The 13,813-nt window shown below is 69.0% G+C and carries 15 protein-coding genes and 1 tRNA gene; 9 read left to right on the plus strand and 7 right to left on the minus strand.

Annotated features, from left to right (window positions below; genetic code table 11):
* The first annotated feature begins 66 nt into the window (after nt 1–66).
* The 8 genes from BUR94_RS07905 (at nt 67) to BUR94_RS07935 (ending at nt 5,942) form a co-directional block, all read left to right on the plus strand.
* Entirely contained in the window at nt 67–372 is a 306-nt protein-coding gene (locus tag BUR94_RS07905; protein ID WP_074255659.1) for a virulence factor, read from the plus strand.
* A 37-nt stretch (nt 373–409) separates the two neighbouring features.
* Nucleotides 410–1,324, plus strand: coding sequence for a methylenetetrahydrofolate reductase (locus tag BUR94_RS07910; protein ID WP_074257635.1), 915 nt, complete (start codon nt 410–412; stop codon nt 1,322–1,324).
* 22 nt (nt 1,325–1,346) lie between these two features.
* The gene (locus tag BUR94_RS07915) at nt 1,347–2,327 is read left to right on the plus strand and encodes a methyltetrahydrofolate cobalamin methyltransferase (protein ID WP_074255660.1); all 981 of its coding nucleotides are present in this window, start codon (nt 1,347–1,349) and stop codon (nt 2,325–2,327) included.
* 44 nt (nt 2,328–2,371) lie between these two features.
* Nucleotides 2,372–2,602 (plus strand): N-(5'-phosphoribosyl)anthranilate isomerase, encoded by a 231-nt coding sequence (locus BUR94_RS07920; protein ID WP_074255661.1) that lies wholly within the window; start codon nt 2,372–2,374, stop codon nt 2,600–2,602.
* 294 nt (nt 2,603–2,896) lie between these two features.
* Nucleotides 2,897–3,391 carry a hypothetical protein gene (locus BUR94_RS07925; protein ID WP_074255662.1) on the plus strand — a complete coding sequence of 165 codons (495 nt, stop codon included), beginning with the start codon at nt 2,897–2,899 and terminating at the stop codon, nt 3,389–3,391.
* Complete coding sequence (locus BUR94_RS07930) at nt 3,388–5,421, plus strand: ASKHA domain-containing protein (protein WP_074255663.1); 2,034 nt, start codon at nt 3,388–3,390, stop codon at nt 5,419–5,421. The genes BUR94_RS07925 and BUR94_RS07930 overlap by 4 nt, the downstream gene beginning before the upstream one ends.
* Before the next feature lie 129 nt (nt 5,422–5,550).
* The gene (locus BUR94_RS21045) at nt 5,551–5,673 is read left to right on the plus strand and encodes a hypothetical protein (protein ID WP_281249204.1); all 123 of its coding nucleotides are present in this window, start codon (nt 5,551–5,553) and stop codon (nt 5,671–5,673) included.
* A gap of 195 nt (nt 5,674–5,868) precedes the next feature.
* Nucleotides 5,869–5,942 (plus strand) — tRNA-Gly (locus tag BUR94_RS07935).
* A gap of 145 nt (nt 5,943–6,087) precedes the next feature.
* Here the strand turns inward: BUR94_RS07935 and pgi are convergent.
* The 3 genes from pgi to zwf all read right to left on the minus strand — a co-directional run bounded on the left by pgi (nt 6,088) and on the right by zwf (nt 9,904).
* Nucleotides 6,088–7,689 (minus strand): glucose-6-phosphate isomerase, encoded by a 1,602-nt coding sequence (gene pgi, locus BUR94_RS07940; RefSeq protein WP_074255664.1) that lies wholly within the window; start codon nt 7,687–7,689, stop codon nt 6,088–6,090.
* 86 nt (nt 7,690–7,775) lie between these two features.
* Nucleotides 7,776–8,450 carry a 6-phosphogluconolactonase gene (pgl, locus tag BUR94_RS07945; protein WP_074255665.1) on the minus strand — a complete coding sequence of 225 codons (675 nt, stop codon included), beginning with the start codon at nt 8,448–8,450 and terminating at the stop codon, nt 7,776–7,778.
* Nucleotides 8,447–9,904, minus strand: a complete 1,458-nt coding sequence (gene zwf, locus BUR94_RS07950) for a glucose-6-phosphate dehydrogenase (protein ID WP_074255666.1) — start codon at nt 9,902–9,904, stop codon at nt 8,447–8,449. Before zwf ends, pgl begins: the two co-directional genes overlap by 4 nt.
* Before the next feature lie 211 nt (nt 9,905–10,115).
* On the opposite strand from zwf, the gene BUR94_RS07955 reads away from it, so the two are divergent.
* Entirely contained in the window at nt 10,116–10,787 is a 672-nt protein-coding gene (locus BUR94_RS07955; protein ID WP_074255667.1) for a hypothetical protein, read from the plus strand.
* Nucleotides 10,788–10,879: 92 nt separating this feature from the next.
* Here the strand turns inward: BUR94_RS07955 and BUR94_RS07960 are convergent, their stop codons facing one another.
* From BUR94_RS07960 to BUR94_RS07975, 4 genes are all read right to left on the minus strand, one after another.
* The gene (locus BUR94_RS07960; RefSeq protein ID WP_074255668.1) at nt 10,880–11,464 is read right to left on the minus strand and encodes an HNH endonuclease; all 585 of its coding nucleotides are present in this window, start codon (nt 11,462–11,464) and stop codon (nt 10,880–10,882) included.
* Nucleotides 11,465–11,734: 270 nt separating this feature from the next.
* Entirely contained in the window at nt 11,735–12,406 is a 672-nt protein-coding gene (locus tag BUR94_RS07965; protein ID WP_074255669.1) for an alpha/beta hydrolase, read from the minus strand.
* Nucleotides 12,407–13,045: a DNA-3-methyladenine glycosylase family protein gene (locus BUR94_RS07970; protein ID WP_074255670.1), complete on the minus strand. Its 639-nt coding sequence runs from the start codon at nt 13,043–13,045 to the stop codon at nt 12,407–12,409.
* A complete protein-coding gene (locus BUR94_RS07975; protein WP_074257636.1) occupies nt 13,042–13,791 on the minus strand; it encodes a precorrin-6A/cobalt-precorrin-6A reductase in 750 nt (249 codons plus the stop codon). Before BUR94_RS07975 ends, BUR94_RS07970 begins: the two co-directional genes overlap by 4 nt.
* Between the last annotated feature and the right edge of the window lie 22 nt (nt 13,792–13,813).

Consider the following 13,813-nt stretch of genomic DNA (forward strand, 5'->3'; position numbering starts at 1 on the left):
GCGGGTTTTTTGCGTAGACGGGGCGATGAGAGGTGCCGGGAACGACACGCGAAAGGAACAGGCTGCATGGCCGATATCACCATCGTCTACTGGCGGGACATCCCCGCGCAGGTGATCGTCGGCAAGGGCCGTCGCGGATCGAAGGCGGTGTTGCCCGAGCGGTTCGAACAGGCCATCGACCGCTGCGCCATGAAGATCGGCGCCAAGGACAGCGATTCCTATCTCTCGGAATGGCGCAAGGTGCCCTCGGGCACCGCGGAGGGCGACCCCGACGCAGTGGCCCGGGAAACCGCCGAGCGCCTGGACAGCGAACACGGGCCGGAGGTGATCCGCGCCCTGATCGCGAATGACGGCTGGGCGAAATCCGCCTGAAATGACCCGATTTGGGGCCAACCTCTGGGAGCGCGCAATGACCATCCTGAACTTCCGCCGCAAGAAGCCCGCCCCGATGAACGGCGATGTCGCCGGGTTCATCGCCGGCTATTCGATCGAGGTGATGCCCCGCACCGCCGAGAAGGTGGAAGATTTCCGCGAGATCCTGCCGGAGGGCACCCGCGTCTACATCGCCCATATCGACGGCACCCCGATCGACGACATGGTGGCGACGGCGCGGCGCATCGCCGGGGAGGGCTTCGAGGTGATGCCCCATTTCCCGGCCCGGATCATCCCGGACGCCGCCACGCTCGAGGATTGGATCGCCCGCTACCAGGGTGAGGCCGGCGTGACCCAGGGCCTGCTCTTGGGCGGCGGCATCAGCACGCCGCATGGCGCCTTTTCCGACAGCATGCAGCTGATGGAAACCGGCCTCTTCGACCGCGCCGGCTTCACCCGGCTCCACATCGCCGGACACCCCGAGGGCAACCGCGACATCGACCCGGACGGCGGCATGAAGAACGTCATGCAGGCGCTGCGCTGGAAACAGGAGTTTGCCGAGCGCTCCGATGCCGAAATGGCCATTGCCACCCAGTTCTGCTTCGAGGCCGACCCGGTTGTAAAATGGGCCGAAGACCTTGCCGCGGCGGGCATCACCCTGCCGATCCACATCGGCATCGCGGGGCCGGCCAAGCTGCAGACCATGATCAAGTTCGCCATCGCCTGCGGCGTCGGCCCCTCGCTGCGCGTGCTTCAGCGCCGCGCCAGGGACGTGACCAAGCTGGTGCTGCCCTTCGAGCCGGGCGAGGTGCTCGCCGGCCTCGCCGCCGCCCGCGCCGACGGCCGCGCCACCAACATCGAACAGGTCCACTTCTTCCCGCTCGGCGGGATCAAGACCTGCGCCACCTGGGCCGCCGAGAACGGCGCACCCGCCACCGCCAAAACCGCCTGACCCCCGCCACAGAAAGAACCACATGACCCGCACTGTCATCGAGTCCAAGACCAAGACCGTCACCATCGGCTTCGACGAGCCCTTCTGCGTGATCGGCGAGCGGATCAACCCGACCGGCCGCAAGAAGCTGGCCGCCGAGCTGGAGATGGGCGATTTCTCCACCGTCGAACGCGACGCGCTGGAGCAGGTGGCCTGCGGCGCGACGGTGCTCGACGTGAACTCCGGCGCCGTCTTCACCAACAAGATGGCCGAAGACCCGCGCTACGCCGACAACAACTTCGTCGAGCCGACGCTGATGAAGCAGCTCATCGAGAAGGTGCAGGCCGTGGTCGACGTGCCGCTCTGCATCGACAGCTCGGTGCCCGGCGCGCTGGAGAACGGGCTCGCGATGGCCGAAGGCCGCCCGCTGCTGAACTCGGTGACGGGCGAGGAGGAGCGGCTCGAGCTGGTGCTGCCGCTGGTGAAAAAATACAACGTGCCCGTGGTGGCGATCTCCAACGACGATACCGGCATCTCCGAGGACCCGGACGTGCGCTTTGCCGTGGCAAAAAAGATCGTCGAACGCGCCGCCGACTTCGGCATCCCGGCCCATGACATCGTGGTGGATCCGCTGGTCATGCCGATCGGCGCCATGGCGACCGCCGGGCACCAGGTCTTCACCCTGGTGCGCCGTCTCCGCGAGGAGCTGGGCGTCAACACCACCTGCGGGGCCTCCAACATCAGCTTCGGCCTGCCGCACCGCCACGGCGTCAACGCCGCCTTCCTCCCCATGGCCATCGGCGCGGGGATGACCTCGGCGATCATGAACCCGGTCCGTGCCGTGGAGATGGAGGCGATCCGGGCAGCGAACCTGCTGATGAACCACGACCCGAACGGCGGCGCCTGGATCGGCTTTTCGCGCATTCTCGATGCCGTCGAGGCCGGCGCCAGCTTCGCCGAGGCCAGCCAGGCCGCCGCCGAAGGCGGCGCGGGCCGGGGTGGACGCCGCCGCCGCCGGGCGTGAGCGGGTTAACCGGGTGTTAACCACGCGTGCCCGATGCTGCGGCGATGACCCAGCTTCGTCCCGTTACGGCCAATGATCAGTGGCTCAACCAGATCTTCGCGGCAAAGTCCGTGCAGACCGGCGGCGTTGTGCGCCGACAGGTCGAGGATGTCGACCGCAAGATCGGGCGCGCGGCGCTGGAGCTTGAGGTGCGGCGGCGCGGCTTTCACCTCGTGGAGGCGGGCGGGCAATACATCGTCATCTGCACCCGCGCGCCCCTGCGCGTCCTCGTCTGAGCTAAAAAATCTTCACGAAGATTTTTCGGGCCCGAAGAATTTTCGTGAAAATTCTTCCCCGGCGGCCGTTGTGTTCGTTGGCGTTAACCCGGCCTTAGGACCTGTGGCGCAAATTGGACGGCATGGACATGAGGGGCCGCATCGCCCTCGCCGCCCAGAACGGGCCTGCACTTCACCCCCGCACCGCTCAGCCGTGTCTGACCGGGGGCAATGCGGCCCACTCTGCCACGCCTCCCCCTTGCCACGCCCCGCGCCACGAGGCATCCAAGGGCCACCCGCGAGGAGGCCCGCCCCATGCGCATAGCCGTCATCTCCATCTCTGTCCTCCTGGGGATCGTCATCATCGCCGCGCTGGCGCTGGGCCTCTCGCGCCGCAGCCAGACATCTGGCACCGGCCAGGACGAGGCCTTCCCTACCCAATGGAGCGCGGGCCAGTTCACCTACCGGACCGACCTTGTGACCGCCGACTGCGAGATGCGGATCTCGACCGAGGTGCTTGAACCGGACGGCTTCGAGGCCGAGAACCGCGTGCTCATTGCCCCCATGGCGGCGCTCGACCCGGAGCGGATCGAAACCACCGCCCGCAACCCGGCCCTGGGCCTGCCCGGCCTTCTGACCTTTCACGCCAGACCGGGCGAGGCCGTCCGCTGCGAGCTGCTCGCGGGCGGGCCCTGCCCCACGGCGACACGCGACAAGGCGGAGCTTCAGCTTCCGCCGTTCTGGGCCGACCGGCCCGATGACCTGGCGCGGCTCATCCGCGCCGATATCGAGGCCTGCACCACAGAATGACCGACCCTCTCGTGATCTTCACCCCCTCCGGCAAGCGCGGCCGCGTGCCCGCCGGCACCTCGGTTCTCGCCGCCGCCCGCAAACTCGGCGTCGATCTCGACTCGGTCTGCGGCGGCCGTGGCATCTGCTCCAAGTGCCAGGTCAGCCCCGGGTTCGGCGAGTTCTCCAAGCACGGGGTGAGTGTCGCCGAGGATGCGCTCACCGGCTGGAACGAGGTGGAGGCCCGCTACGACCGGGTGCGCGGGTTGAAAGAGGGCCGCCGTCTCGGCTGCCAGGCCTGCATCGTCAAGGACGTGGTGATCGACGTTCCGCCCGAGAGCCAGGTGCACAAGCAGGTCATCCGCAAGAGCGCCGACACCCGCGCCATCGAGATGGACCCGGCCACGCGGCTCTATCTCGTCGAGGTCGAAGAGCCCGACATGCACGCCCCCACGGGCGACCTGGAGAGACTAAAAGTCTCGCTCGAGAAGTCTTGGGAGATCAAGGGCTTGCAGATCGACCCTGATCTGCTGCCGCAGCTGCAACCGGCACTGCGCAAGGGCAACTGGCAGGTCACCTGCGCGGTGCATGACGCCGGGCACGGCCCCCGCCTGCTGTCGCTCTGGCCCGGCTTCCACGAAGGCCCGCTCCACGGGCTCGCCATCGACCTCGGTTCCACCACGATCGCCGCCCACCTCTGCGACCTCGAGAGCGGCGCGGTGCTGGCCTCCTCGGGGGTGATGAACCCGCAGATCCGCTTCGGCGAAGACCTGATGAGCCGTGTCAGCTACGCCATGATGAACCCCGGCGGCGCGGCGGAAATGACCGCCGCCGTCCGCGCCGCACTGGCCGACCTCGCCCGCGCCTGCGCCGCCGAGGCCAGCGTCGAACCGGCCTCGATCTTCGAGGTCACGCTGGTCTGCAACCCGGTCATGCACCACCTCGCGCTGGGGATCGACCCGGTGGAGCTTGGCCAGGCGCCCTTCGCGCTGGCCATGTCCGACGCGCTCGACCTGCCCGCCGCCACGCTGCTGCCGGGCGCGATCCATCCGCAGGCCCGCGCCTTCGTGCTGCCCTGCATCGCCGGCCACGTCGGCGCCGATGCCGCCGCCGTCGCCCTCTCGGAGGCCCCGCACAGGTCCGACGACCTCGCGCTGGTGGTCGACGTGGGCACCAACGCCGAGATCCTGCTGGGCGACAAGCGGCGCGTGCTGGCCTGCTCCTCCCCCACCGGTCCGGCCTTCGAGGGGGCGCAGATCAGCTCCGGCCAGCGCGCCGCGCCCGGCGCCATCGAGCGCATCGAGATAGACCCCGAGACCAGGGAGCCCCGATTCAAGGTCATCGGCTGCGAGCTGTGGAACACCGAAGAGGGCTTCGACCTCGCCACCGCCACCACCGGCGTCACCGGCATCTGCGGCTCCGGCATCATCGAGGCGGTGGCCGAGATGCGCATGGCCGGGCTGCTCGACCGCTCCGGACTGATCGGCTCGGCGGAGGCCACCGGCAGCCCCCGCATCACGCCCCAGGGCCGCACCTACGAGTATCTCATCCACGACGGCACCGCCGAGGGCGGCCCGCGCATCACCGTCACCCAGGGCGACATCCGCGCCATCCAGCTGGCCAAGTCCGCGCTCTATGCGGGCGCCCGGCTGCTGATGGATGAACTCGGCGTCGACACGGTGGACCGCATCGTCCTCGCCGGGGCCTTCGGGGCGCATATCTCGCCCAAGCACGCCATGGTGCTCGGCATGATCCCCGACGCGCCGCTGGGCAAGGTCGCCAGCGCCGGAAACGCCGCGGGCACCGGTGCACGGATCGCCCTGCTCAACCGCGCCGCGCGGGCCGAGGTGCAGCAGATCGTGCGCGAGATCACCAAGGTCGAAACCGCCATCGAACCGCGCTTCCAGGAGCATTTCGTGGCCGCCAACGGCATCCCCCATGCCTCCGATCCCTTCCCCGAGCTGGGCAGGATCGCGCCGCTCCCGGAGCCCTCGTTCAATACGGGCGGTGGCGGCGAGGCGGGCGCGCGGAGACGTCGTCGCAGGGGCTGATGCGCGCCGAGTCTCGGGCTTCACATCCATGACAGGCTTTGTCATTGGCAATGCGCGCGCCGGTACCCCATATCTGTTTCAACGCAGCAACGAGCTGACGGATCGAAACGAATTCAAGGCGTTACCCAGATGAGCATGGCCCTCTTCTCCACCCTTGCCGCCGCCCTCGGCACTGTGCCGAGCGACGGGCGCTGCGGCAGCCAGCCCGCCGGGCGGCCCGGTACGACCAGCCCGGCACAGCAGGCGGCATGAGTTCTCCCTCCGGCGGCTGACGGGACGCATCCCCGGTCATCCTCCCCATCGGCTCGCCGTCTCCGCGGGCCGCGGGGATGCCCCCGCGCCGGACCCTGCGGGGCGGTGTGTGGCAGGTCAGGCCCTGCCCCTCCGCCCCGCCTCTTTTTCAGGCCCTTGACGGAACGCGCGGCGGGCCGTATCCCAACCGTCGCGGCGGGTATGATGTAATGGTAGCCTGTCAGCTTCCCAAGCTGAACGCGCGGGTTCGATTCCCGCTACCCGCTCCAGGTTTTCCGACAGTCGCAATCAGAGGGTGTGTCTGAAGGCCGGCGTTCAGGGATGCGCAGGCCCGGCCCGTGTTGCGCCCATGTGCGCCACCTGCACCCGGCCGCGCGAGCCCGATCCGGGGCGCAGCCAGAGCGCGCCCGTCCCTCACCTCCGCTTGCGGATGTAGTCCACCAGCATCTGCGTGCTGTCGTCCTTGTCGGCGCCATCGGCCTCTCCGGCCACCACGGGCTGGAGCGCGACGGCCAGCTCCTTTCCCAGCTCCACGCCCCATTGGTCGAAGCTGTTGATGCCGAGGATCACCCCCTCCACGAAGACCCGGTGCTCGTAGAGCGCGATGATCATGCCCAGCACCTCCGGCGTCAGCTCGGGATAGAGCAGCATGGTCGAGGGCCGGGAGCCGGGAAAGACGCGATGCGCGGCCTGCCGCTCCAGCTCGGCGCCGGTGAGGCCCTTGGCCGCCATCAGCGACGTGGCCTCCTTCATCGAGCGGCCGTTCATCAGCGCCTCGGCCTGGGCCAGGCAGTTGGCCACCAGAAGCTCGTGCTGATGCGCCAGCTCGCTCTCATGCCCGCGGGCCGCCACCATGAACTCGCAGGGCACAATGCCCGTGCCCTGGTGGATGAGCTGGTAGAAGGCGTGCTGCCCATTGGTGCCCGGCTCGCCCCAGACGACCGGGCCGGAGGGCACCGTCAGCTTGGCGCCATCCATGCCCACGCGCTTGCCGTTGCTCTCCATCTCCAGCTGCTGGAGATAGGCCGGAAGCCGCGCCAGGCGCTGATCGTAGGGCAGCACGGCGCGGGTCGGGTACCCGCAGATCTGGTGATGCCAGATCCCGACAAGCGCCAGCAGAACGGGCAGGTTGTCCTTGAACTCGGCGGCGCGGAAGTGGCGGTCCATCGCCTGGGCGCCGCGCAGGAAGGCGCGGAAGGCCTCGGGCCCGATCGCCAGCATCAGCGAGAGCCCGATCGGCCCCCAGACCGAGTAGCGCCCGCCGACCCAATCCTCGAAGCCGAAGACGCGCTCGGCCGGAATGCCGAAACCCGCCGTCTTCTCAAGGTTGGTGGAGAGCGCGGCGAATTGCGCCTTGGGGTCGCCGCCGCCCTCGCGCATCCAGGCCTTGGCGGTGGCTGCGTTGGTCATGGTCTCGATGGTGGTGAAGGTCTTGGAGGCCACGATCACCAGCGTATGCCGGGGGTCGAGGCCGCGCAGGGTGTCGGCGATGTCGGCGCCATCGACATTGGCCACGAAATGGGTGCGCGGGCCGTCGTGGTAGGGCGCGAGCGCAAGGCAGGCCATGGCGGGGCCAAGGTCGGACCCGCCGATGCCTATGTTCACCACATCGGTGATGCGGCCCCCTGCCCCGGCAAGGCGCCCCTCGCGCAGGTCGCCCGCAAAGCTCTCCATCCGGCCGAGCACCTCCTTGATGCCGGGCATCACGTCGGCCCCGTCCACCAGCACCGGGCCGCCGTCGAGGTTGCGCAGCGCGGTGTGCAGCACGGCGCGGCCCTCGGTGTCGTTGATCTTTTCGCCCGAGAACATCGCCTCGCGCTTGGCGGCCACGCCCGCCTTCTCGGCCAGCTGCATCAGAAGCCAGAGCGCCTCTGTGTCGATGGAGGTCTTGGAGAAGTCGAACAGCATGTCGCCCATGCGGGCCGAGAAGTTGCTCGCACGGTTGGGCGTGGCGAAGAGCTTGGCGATCGGACGGCGGGCGTGTTCGGCGTGATAGGCCCTCAGCTTGTCCCACATGGATGGTATCCTTTCGTCGATCCGCCTTCCGGCCCGTAGTGTCTCAAATAGATGCAGGAAGGCTTAACGGCCGTCCCGCCCGCACCTCAGGGTGCCCAATGCACCGTTGCCTCGCCGAGAACCACCCGCACCGGGGCCTCCTCGTTGGACAGGCCCCGCGTGCGGTGGAGCGCGGCCAGCTTGGCCTCTCCGGTGATGAGGATATGCGTCGAGAGCGCCCCTTGAAGCACCGGCGCCGAGAGCGTGATGCGCGGCTCGTCCGCCGCCTCGGCGCGCATCGGCAACAGGATCGGCGCATCGGGCGCAAGCGCCTCGGCCAGCCGGTCGGCGCCCGGAAACAGCGATGCCGTGTGCATGTCGGCGCCCATGCCGAGCAGTAGCACCTGGATCGGCAGATGCGGCGCGATCGCCTCGGCGAGCCGCTCCATCGCATCCTCGGGCCGTGCCTCCGGCGCATAGAGCGGCAGGTAGGTGGCCGCCGCTGCCGGGCCGGTCAGCAGCCGCTCGCGGATCAGGCGGGTGTTGGAGCGCGGGCTGTCCTCGGGCACCCAGCGCTCGTCGTTCAGAAACACGGCGATCCGGCTCCAGTCGAGCGAGGAGCGGCCCGCGAGCATGTCGAAGACAGGCCCCGGCGTGGTGCCGCCGGGCACGCAGAGGCTCGCCCGCTCGTGGGTTTCCAGCGCCATGGTGAGCTCCGACGAGATCTGGTCGGCCAGATCCATCATCATCATCTCGGCATCGGGGTATTCGCGCAGCCTCATACCTTGATGTCCCGCCATTTGCGGCCGTCGCGGTGCATCAGCGCCAGCGCGTCATCGGGGCCGGAGCTGCCCGCGTCATAGGGTTTGGGCACATCGTGCCGGTCGATCCAGCCCTGGATGATCGGGTCGGTCCAGGCCCAGGCCGCCTCCACCTCGTCGCCACGCATGAAGAGCGTCTGGTTGCCCCGGATCACGTCCATGATCAGGCGCTCGTAGGCGTCGGGCACGTCCTCCGCATCGGGCCCCAGCGCATCGGCGAAACTCATGTCGAGCGGCACGTCCATCAGGCGCATGCCCCCCGGACCCGGCTCCTTGATGGTGACGCCCAACTCCATGCCCTCGTTGGGCTGGAGGCGGATGGTCAGGATGTTGCGGTGCAGCCCGGCCTCGGGGCCGAAGATCGAGTGCGGCGTATCCTTGAACACCACCGCGATCTCCGAGGCCCGCGCCCTGAGCCGCTTGCCGGTGCGCAGGTAGAAGGGCGTGCCCGCCCACCGCCAGTTGGAAATACCCACCTTCATCGCCACGTAGCTTTCGGTGCGGCTGCGCGCGTCTTCCACGTCGTCGCGGTAGCCCGGCCCGTCCGGCCCCTTGTCATACTGGCCGCGCACGATGTGATGCGGATCCACCTCGTCGAGCGCCCGGATCACCTTCAGCTTCTCGTCGCGCACCGCGTCGGGGTCGAACTTGGCGGGCGGCTCCATGGCAATGAGGCACAAAAGCTGCATCAGGTGGTTCTGCACCATGTCCCGCATCGCGCCCGACTTGTCGTAATAGGAGCCGCGCCCGCCCACGCCCACCGTCTCGGCCACGGTGATCTGGATGTGGTCGACGTACTGGCTGTTCCACAGCGGCTCGAACAGCATGTTGCCAAAGCGGACGGCCATGAGGTTCTGCACCGTCTCCTTGCCGAGGTAGTGGTCGATCCGGTAGATCTGGTGCTCCTCGAAATGCGCGGCCAGCGAGGCGTTCAGCGCCCTGGCCGAGCCGAGATCGTGGCCGAAGGGCTTTTCCACCACGATCCGCGCATCATCGCCGGCAATGCCGTGGCTCTTCAGCCGTTCGGCGAGGTCGCCGAAGAGGCTGGGACCGACCGAGAAGTAGAAGGCCTTGACCACGCCATCGCGCATCAGCCCCTTCAGCTCTGGCCAGCCGCCCTCGCCCTTGGCGTCGATCGCCACGTAGTCGAGCCGTTCGAGAAAGTCTCCCACCCCGGCCACGTCGGACTTGTGGCGCGGGTCGCCGAACTCCTCGATCGCCTCCTTGACCATCTGCTGATAGCCAGCCCGGTCGAGCTCGGAGCGCGCCGCGCCGATGATCCGCGCCTCCTTGGGCATCTGCCCCGAGGCCATCCGGCGGTAGAGGCCGGGCAGGATCTTGCGTCGGGCGAGGTCGCCCGTGCCGCCGAAAATCACGAGGTCGAACGGATCGACGGGAATGACGCGTGAAACCATGGGTTCTCCCTGCGGATCGGCGCCTCTCCGGGCGGCGTTAGCGCTAACGGCCCCGGTTTACCCGCAAGCCTGCCCGGAGTCTAGCACCCGCGCGATACCGGGCAAACCGCGCGTGACGGGATTTGTCATCGCCTTGCCCGTTGTCCGAGCCGGCCCGGGCCGCCATAGTCGGATCAGCAATTTCCGTCAGATCATTTCCGGGAGCCCCGCCATGACCAACCTGTTCCGTCCGCTTGCCCTCTCCGCCGCCCTTGCGCTGGCCCCGCTGGCCGCAACCGCCCAAGGCGGGCCAGCCGTCATCGACCAGTCCGACCCCGAGCATGTGGCCCGCCTCGCGGGCGTGCTCACCGGCATGGGCTTTAAGGTCTCGCCGCTGGGGCAGGACGGGCCCTGGGGCTTTCTGGCCGAGTACAGGGGCAGCAAGCTGGTGATCGCTCCGGTGGGCTGCCCCGAGGGCAAACCCTGCAATTTCCTGCGCATCGAGACCCGCTACACCTATCCCGCCGCCTTCGACGAGGCCGACATCGCCGATTTCAACCGCCGCGCCTGGTGCTGCAAGATGTCCCAGGTGGCGCCGGGACAGGTGCACCTGTCGCTGACCCTGCCCTACACCGCCGCCCTGCCCGAGCCCTACCTGCGCGAGAGCCTCGCCGTGCACTACGCGATGCACAACACCGCCTGGGACATGCTGACCGAGTGGCACGAGCGCGGGCCCGCGGTGGTCTCTGCCCCGGCAAAGCCGGCCCCCGCCGCCCCGGCCCCCGACAAGCCCAGCCTCGGCATCAGCGTCGGCAAGGCCGCGGTTGCCGGCGCCGCGCCCGCCGACAAGCCCGCGCTTGGCGTGGGCATCGGCAGCTTCAGCCTCGAGGATCTGATGGACTGAGTCTGCCCCGCTCCTCATTGGTCCTCGAAATATCCCGCGGGGTGTGGGGGTGTGAAACCCCCACCGGCCCGACGGCTCCGCCCGGTGCCTGGTCAGGCCTCCAGCTCGGCATCCCAGTAGAGATAGTCCATCCAGCTCTCGTGGAGGTAGTTCGGCGGAAAGCGGCGCCCCATGTTCATCAGCTCGCCCGCGCCCGGCGCGCGCGGCGGCTTGCGCAGGTGCATGCCCGTCTGGGCGAGCTGGCGCGACCCCTTGCGCAGGTTGCAGGGCGCGCAGGCGGCGACCACGTTTTCCCAGCTGGTGCGCCCTCCGCGCGCCCGCGGCACCACGTGATCGAAGGTCAGGTCGCCCCTCGCGCCGCAGTACTGGCACTGAAATTCGTCCCTCAGAAAAAGATTGAAGCGCGTGAATGCCACGCGCTTCTGGGGTTTGACGTAATCTTTCAGAACGACGACCGAGGGGATCCTGATCTCGGTGGAGGGACTTCGCACCACCTCGTCGTATTCGGCGATGATCGTCACCCTGTCGAGCCATGCGGCCTTGATGGCCTCCTGCCAGGGCCAGAGCGAAAGCGGGTAGTAGGAGAGCGGTCGGTAATCGGCGTTCAGCACCAGCGCGGGGTGGTGTTTGAGGTTCGTGGGTTCTCGAACGAATGCCGTCCTGAAGTCACCGTCCATCTGCCTGTTCTCCGTGCCCGTCTGCCTGTGCCGTCTGCCTGTCTTTGCCCGCGTCTCGCGCCTGAGTCTTTCCTCGACTATATCTGGGGTTTGCCCCTGCGCAAGCCCCGCAACATGCGGTGTTGCCTGAACAATTGCCCCGATTCCGTGACAGGGTCGTGACAGGGTCGCACAACCGCGCGACGCCGGTTATGCCGCAACGCCGCATCCGGCGGGGCCGTAGGCGGCGACGAGGACGGCGGACGCCGGGGTGAATCCGACCCGGCGCGCTCAGCCGTCCTTCAGCAGGAACTCCCGCAGGAAGGCGAAGGCCTGGCTCAGCCCTTCGGGCGCAATCCCGTGCGGCGTGCCCTCCATGGTGAAAGTGTAGACCGGAAAGCCCGCCTCGCTCAGAGCCTCGGCCGCAAGCCCCATGCTCTCGAAGGGCACCAGCGGGTCCTGGTCGCCATGGGCCAGCAGCACCGGAAAGGTGCTCTTCACCTCCGCCGTCAGCCGCTCCGGCTCGAGCAGCCGCCCGGAAAAGCCCACGACACCGGCGAAGGGTTCCGCGCGCCGGGGCGCGACGTGCAGGCTCAACATCGTGCCCTGCGAAAAGCCGACCAGCGCCACCTGGTCGGGGGTCACCCCTTCCTCGGCCAGCACCTTGTCGAGAAAGGCGTTCAGGTCTTCCACCGATTGCGCCATGCTGGTGGCCGCCTCCTGCTGGCTCGATCCGTCCATCATCGGGATCGGAAACCACTGGAAGCCCATCGGGTTGTTGCGGCAGGGCTCCGGCGCGTCGGGCGCCAGGAAGAGCGTGTCGGGCATATGCGCGCCGAGCGGCTGGGCCAGCCCGAGCAGGTCGTTTCCATCCGCTCCGTAGCCGTGCAGGAAAATCACCACCTGCTTCGTCCTGCCCGATTTCGGCGCGACCCGCCCGACCTTCAGCTCTCTGGGTGCCATCTACATCGTCCCTTCCCGGTTTTTCTCCACCCGGAAGTAGGCCCATAACAGCCGCGCCGCAACCGCCCGCCACGGGCTCCAGGCCTCGGCCATCTGCCGCAGCGCCTTTTCCGAGGGCCGCTCCGGCAGGCCGTAGAGCATCCGGGCGCTCTCCTGCAGGGCAAGGTCGTTCGGGGCGAACACGTCGGCCCGGCCGAGCGAGAACATCGCGTAGATCTCCGCCGTCCAGCGCCCGATGCCGGGCATCTGCGTCAGCACCGCGATCACTTCCTCGTCCGTCGCCCCACGCAGGGCGGCATAGTCGATCTCCGCCTCGGCCAGAGCGCGGGCATAGCGCACCTTGGGCCGCGAAAGCCCGACCGCGCGCAGCTCCTCCTCCGTCGCCGCCCGCACCCGTGCCGGATCGGCAAAACCCGCCGCCTCCACCCGGCCCCAGATCGCCGCCGCCGAGGCCACGCTCACCTGCTGGGAGACGATCGCCGACAGGAGCGCCTCGAACCCGTCGCCCCGCAGCCTCAGCGGCACCTCGCCGCAAGCCTCCAGCGCATGGGCCATCCTCGGGCAACTCGCGGCGAGCCATTGCGCCCCCTCGGCCACGCAGGCAGCGCCCTCGATGATCCGCCCCGGGCCCGCGCTCACAGCGCCTCCACCCAATCCATCGCCTGTTGCAGCGTTTCGGCCCGCGCCACCCCCTCCGGTTCGGGCGGGCGGGCGAGCATGGCCACCGGCAGGCCCATCGCGCGTGCGGCGTCGAGCTTGGGCCGCGCCCCCGCGCCGCCCGCGTTCTTGACCACCAGCCAGTCCACCTCGAGCCGCTGGAAGAGCTTCATCTCGTCGGCCATCGTGAAGGGCGGCACCGAGAGCAGGAACTCGCCCCCCTCGAAGGGGAACGGCCCGTCGGCGGCATCGAGCTGGCGGCAGATCACCCGGCGGCCCTCGAGGCAGGCAAAGCGCTCCAGCCCGGCCCGCCCGGTGCCGAGAAACACGCAGGCCCCCTCCGGGATCAGCCCCGCGCTCTCCTCGGGGGACGTGATCTCGGCCCAGTCGTCGCCGGGGCCCGGCACCCAGGGGGCGCGCTCGTGGTGCAGGAGCGGCAGGCCGAGCTCGATGCAGACGGCCGCCGTGCGGGCGGTGATGGCCTCGGCATAGGGGTGCGTCGCGTCGATCACCGCATCGGGCTTCCATTGGTCGAGAAACGCCCTGAACCCGGCCTCGCCGCCAAAGCCCCCCGCCGTCGCCGGCACCGGAAAGGCCCGCCCGCGCATCGCGCGCGCCAGCCGCACCTCCAGCGCGATCCCGTCGCGCCAGGCCAGCGCCTGGGCCAGCGCCCGGCTCTCTCCGCTGCCGCCCAGCAGGAGGATGCGTGTGTCGTGGTCCCTTGGCATGTCGCACCGGACCATAGGCGTG

It is taken from the genome of Vannielia litorea (genome assembly GCF_900142295.1).
Lineage (GTDB): Bacteria > Pseudomonadota > Alphaproteobacteria > Rhodobacterales > Rhodobacteraceae > Vannielia > Vannielia litorea.

Excerpts from the sequence above, each read along its gene's own strand:
- BUR94_RS07905 (WP_074255659.1), top strand. The coding sequence starts at position 67 with ATGGCCGATATCACCATCGTCTACTGGCGGGACATCCCCGCGCAGGTG.
- BUR94_RS07910 (WP_074257635.1), top strand. The coding sequence starts at position 410 with ATGACCATCCTGAACTTCCGCCGCAAGAAGCCCGCCCCGATGAACGGC.
- BUR94_RS07915 (WP_074255660.1), top strand. The coding sequence starts at position 1,347 with ATGACCCGCACTGTCATCGAGTCCAAGACCAAGACCGTCACCATCGGC.
- BUR94_RS07920 (WP_074255661.1), top strand. The coding sequence starts at position 2,372 with ATGACCCAGCTTCGTCCCGTTACGGCCAATGATCAGTGGCTCAACCAG.
- BUR94_RS07925 (WP_074255662.1), top strand. The coding sequence starts at position 2,897 with ATGCGCATAGCCGTCATCTCCATCTCTGTCCTCCTGGGGATCGTCATC.
- BUR94_RS07930 (WP_074255663.1), top strand. The coding sequence starts at position 3,388 with ATGACCGACCCTCTCGTGATCTTCACCCCCTCCGGCAAGCGCGGCCGC.
- BUR94_RS21045 (WP_281249204.1), top strand. The coding sequence starts at position 5,551 with ATGAGCATGGCCCTCTTCTCCACCCTTGCCGCCGCCCTCGGCACTGTG.
- pgi (WP_074255664.1), bottom strand. The coding sequence starts at position 7,689 with ATGTGGGACAAGCTGAGGGCCTATCACGCCGAACACGCCCGCCGTCCG.
- pgl (WP_074255665.1), bottom strand. The coding sequence starts at position 8,450 with ATGAGGCTGCGCGAATACCCCGATGCCGAGATGATGATGATGGATCTG.
- zwf (WP_074255666.1), bottom strand. The coding sequence starts at position 9,904 with ATGGTTTCACGCGTCATTCCCGTCGATCCGTTCGACCTCGTGATTTTC.
- BUR94_RS07955 (WP_074255667.1), top strand. The coding sequence starts at position 10,116 with ATGACCAACCTGTTCCGTCCGCTTGCCCTCTCCGCCGCCCTTGCGCTG.
- BUR94_RS07960 (WP_074255668.1), bottom strand. The coding sequence starts at position 11,464 with ATGGACGGTGACTTCAGGACGGCATTCGTTCGAGAACCCACGAACCTC.
- BUR94_RS07965 (WP_074255669.1), bottom strand. The coding sequence starts at position 12,406 with ATGGCACCCAGAGAGCTGAAGGTCGGGCGGGTCGCGCCGAAATCGGGC.
- BUR94_RS07975 (WP_074257636.1), bottom strand. The coding sequence starts at position 13,791 with ATGCCAAGGGACCACGACACACGCATCCTCCTGCTGGGCGGCAGCGGA.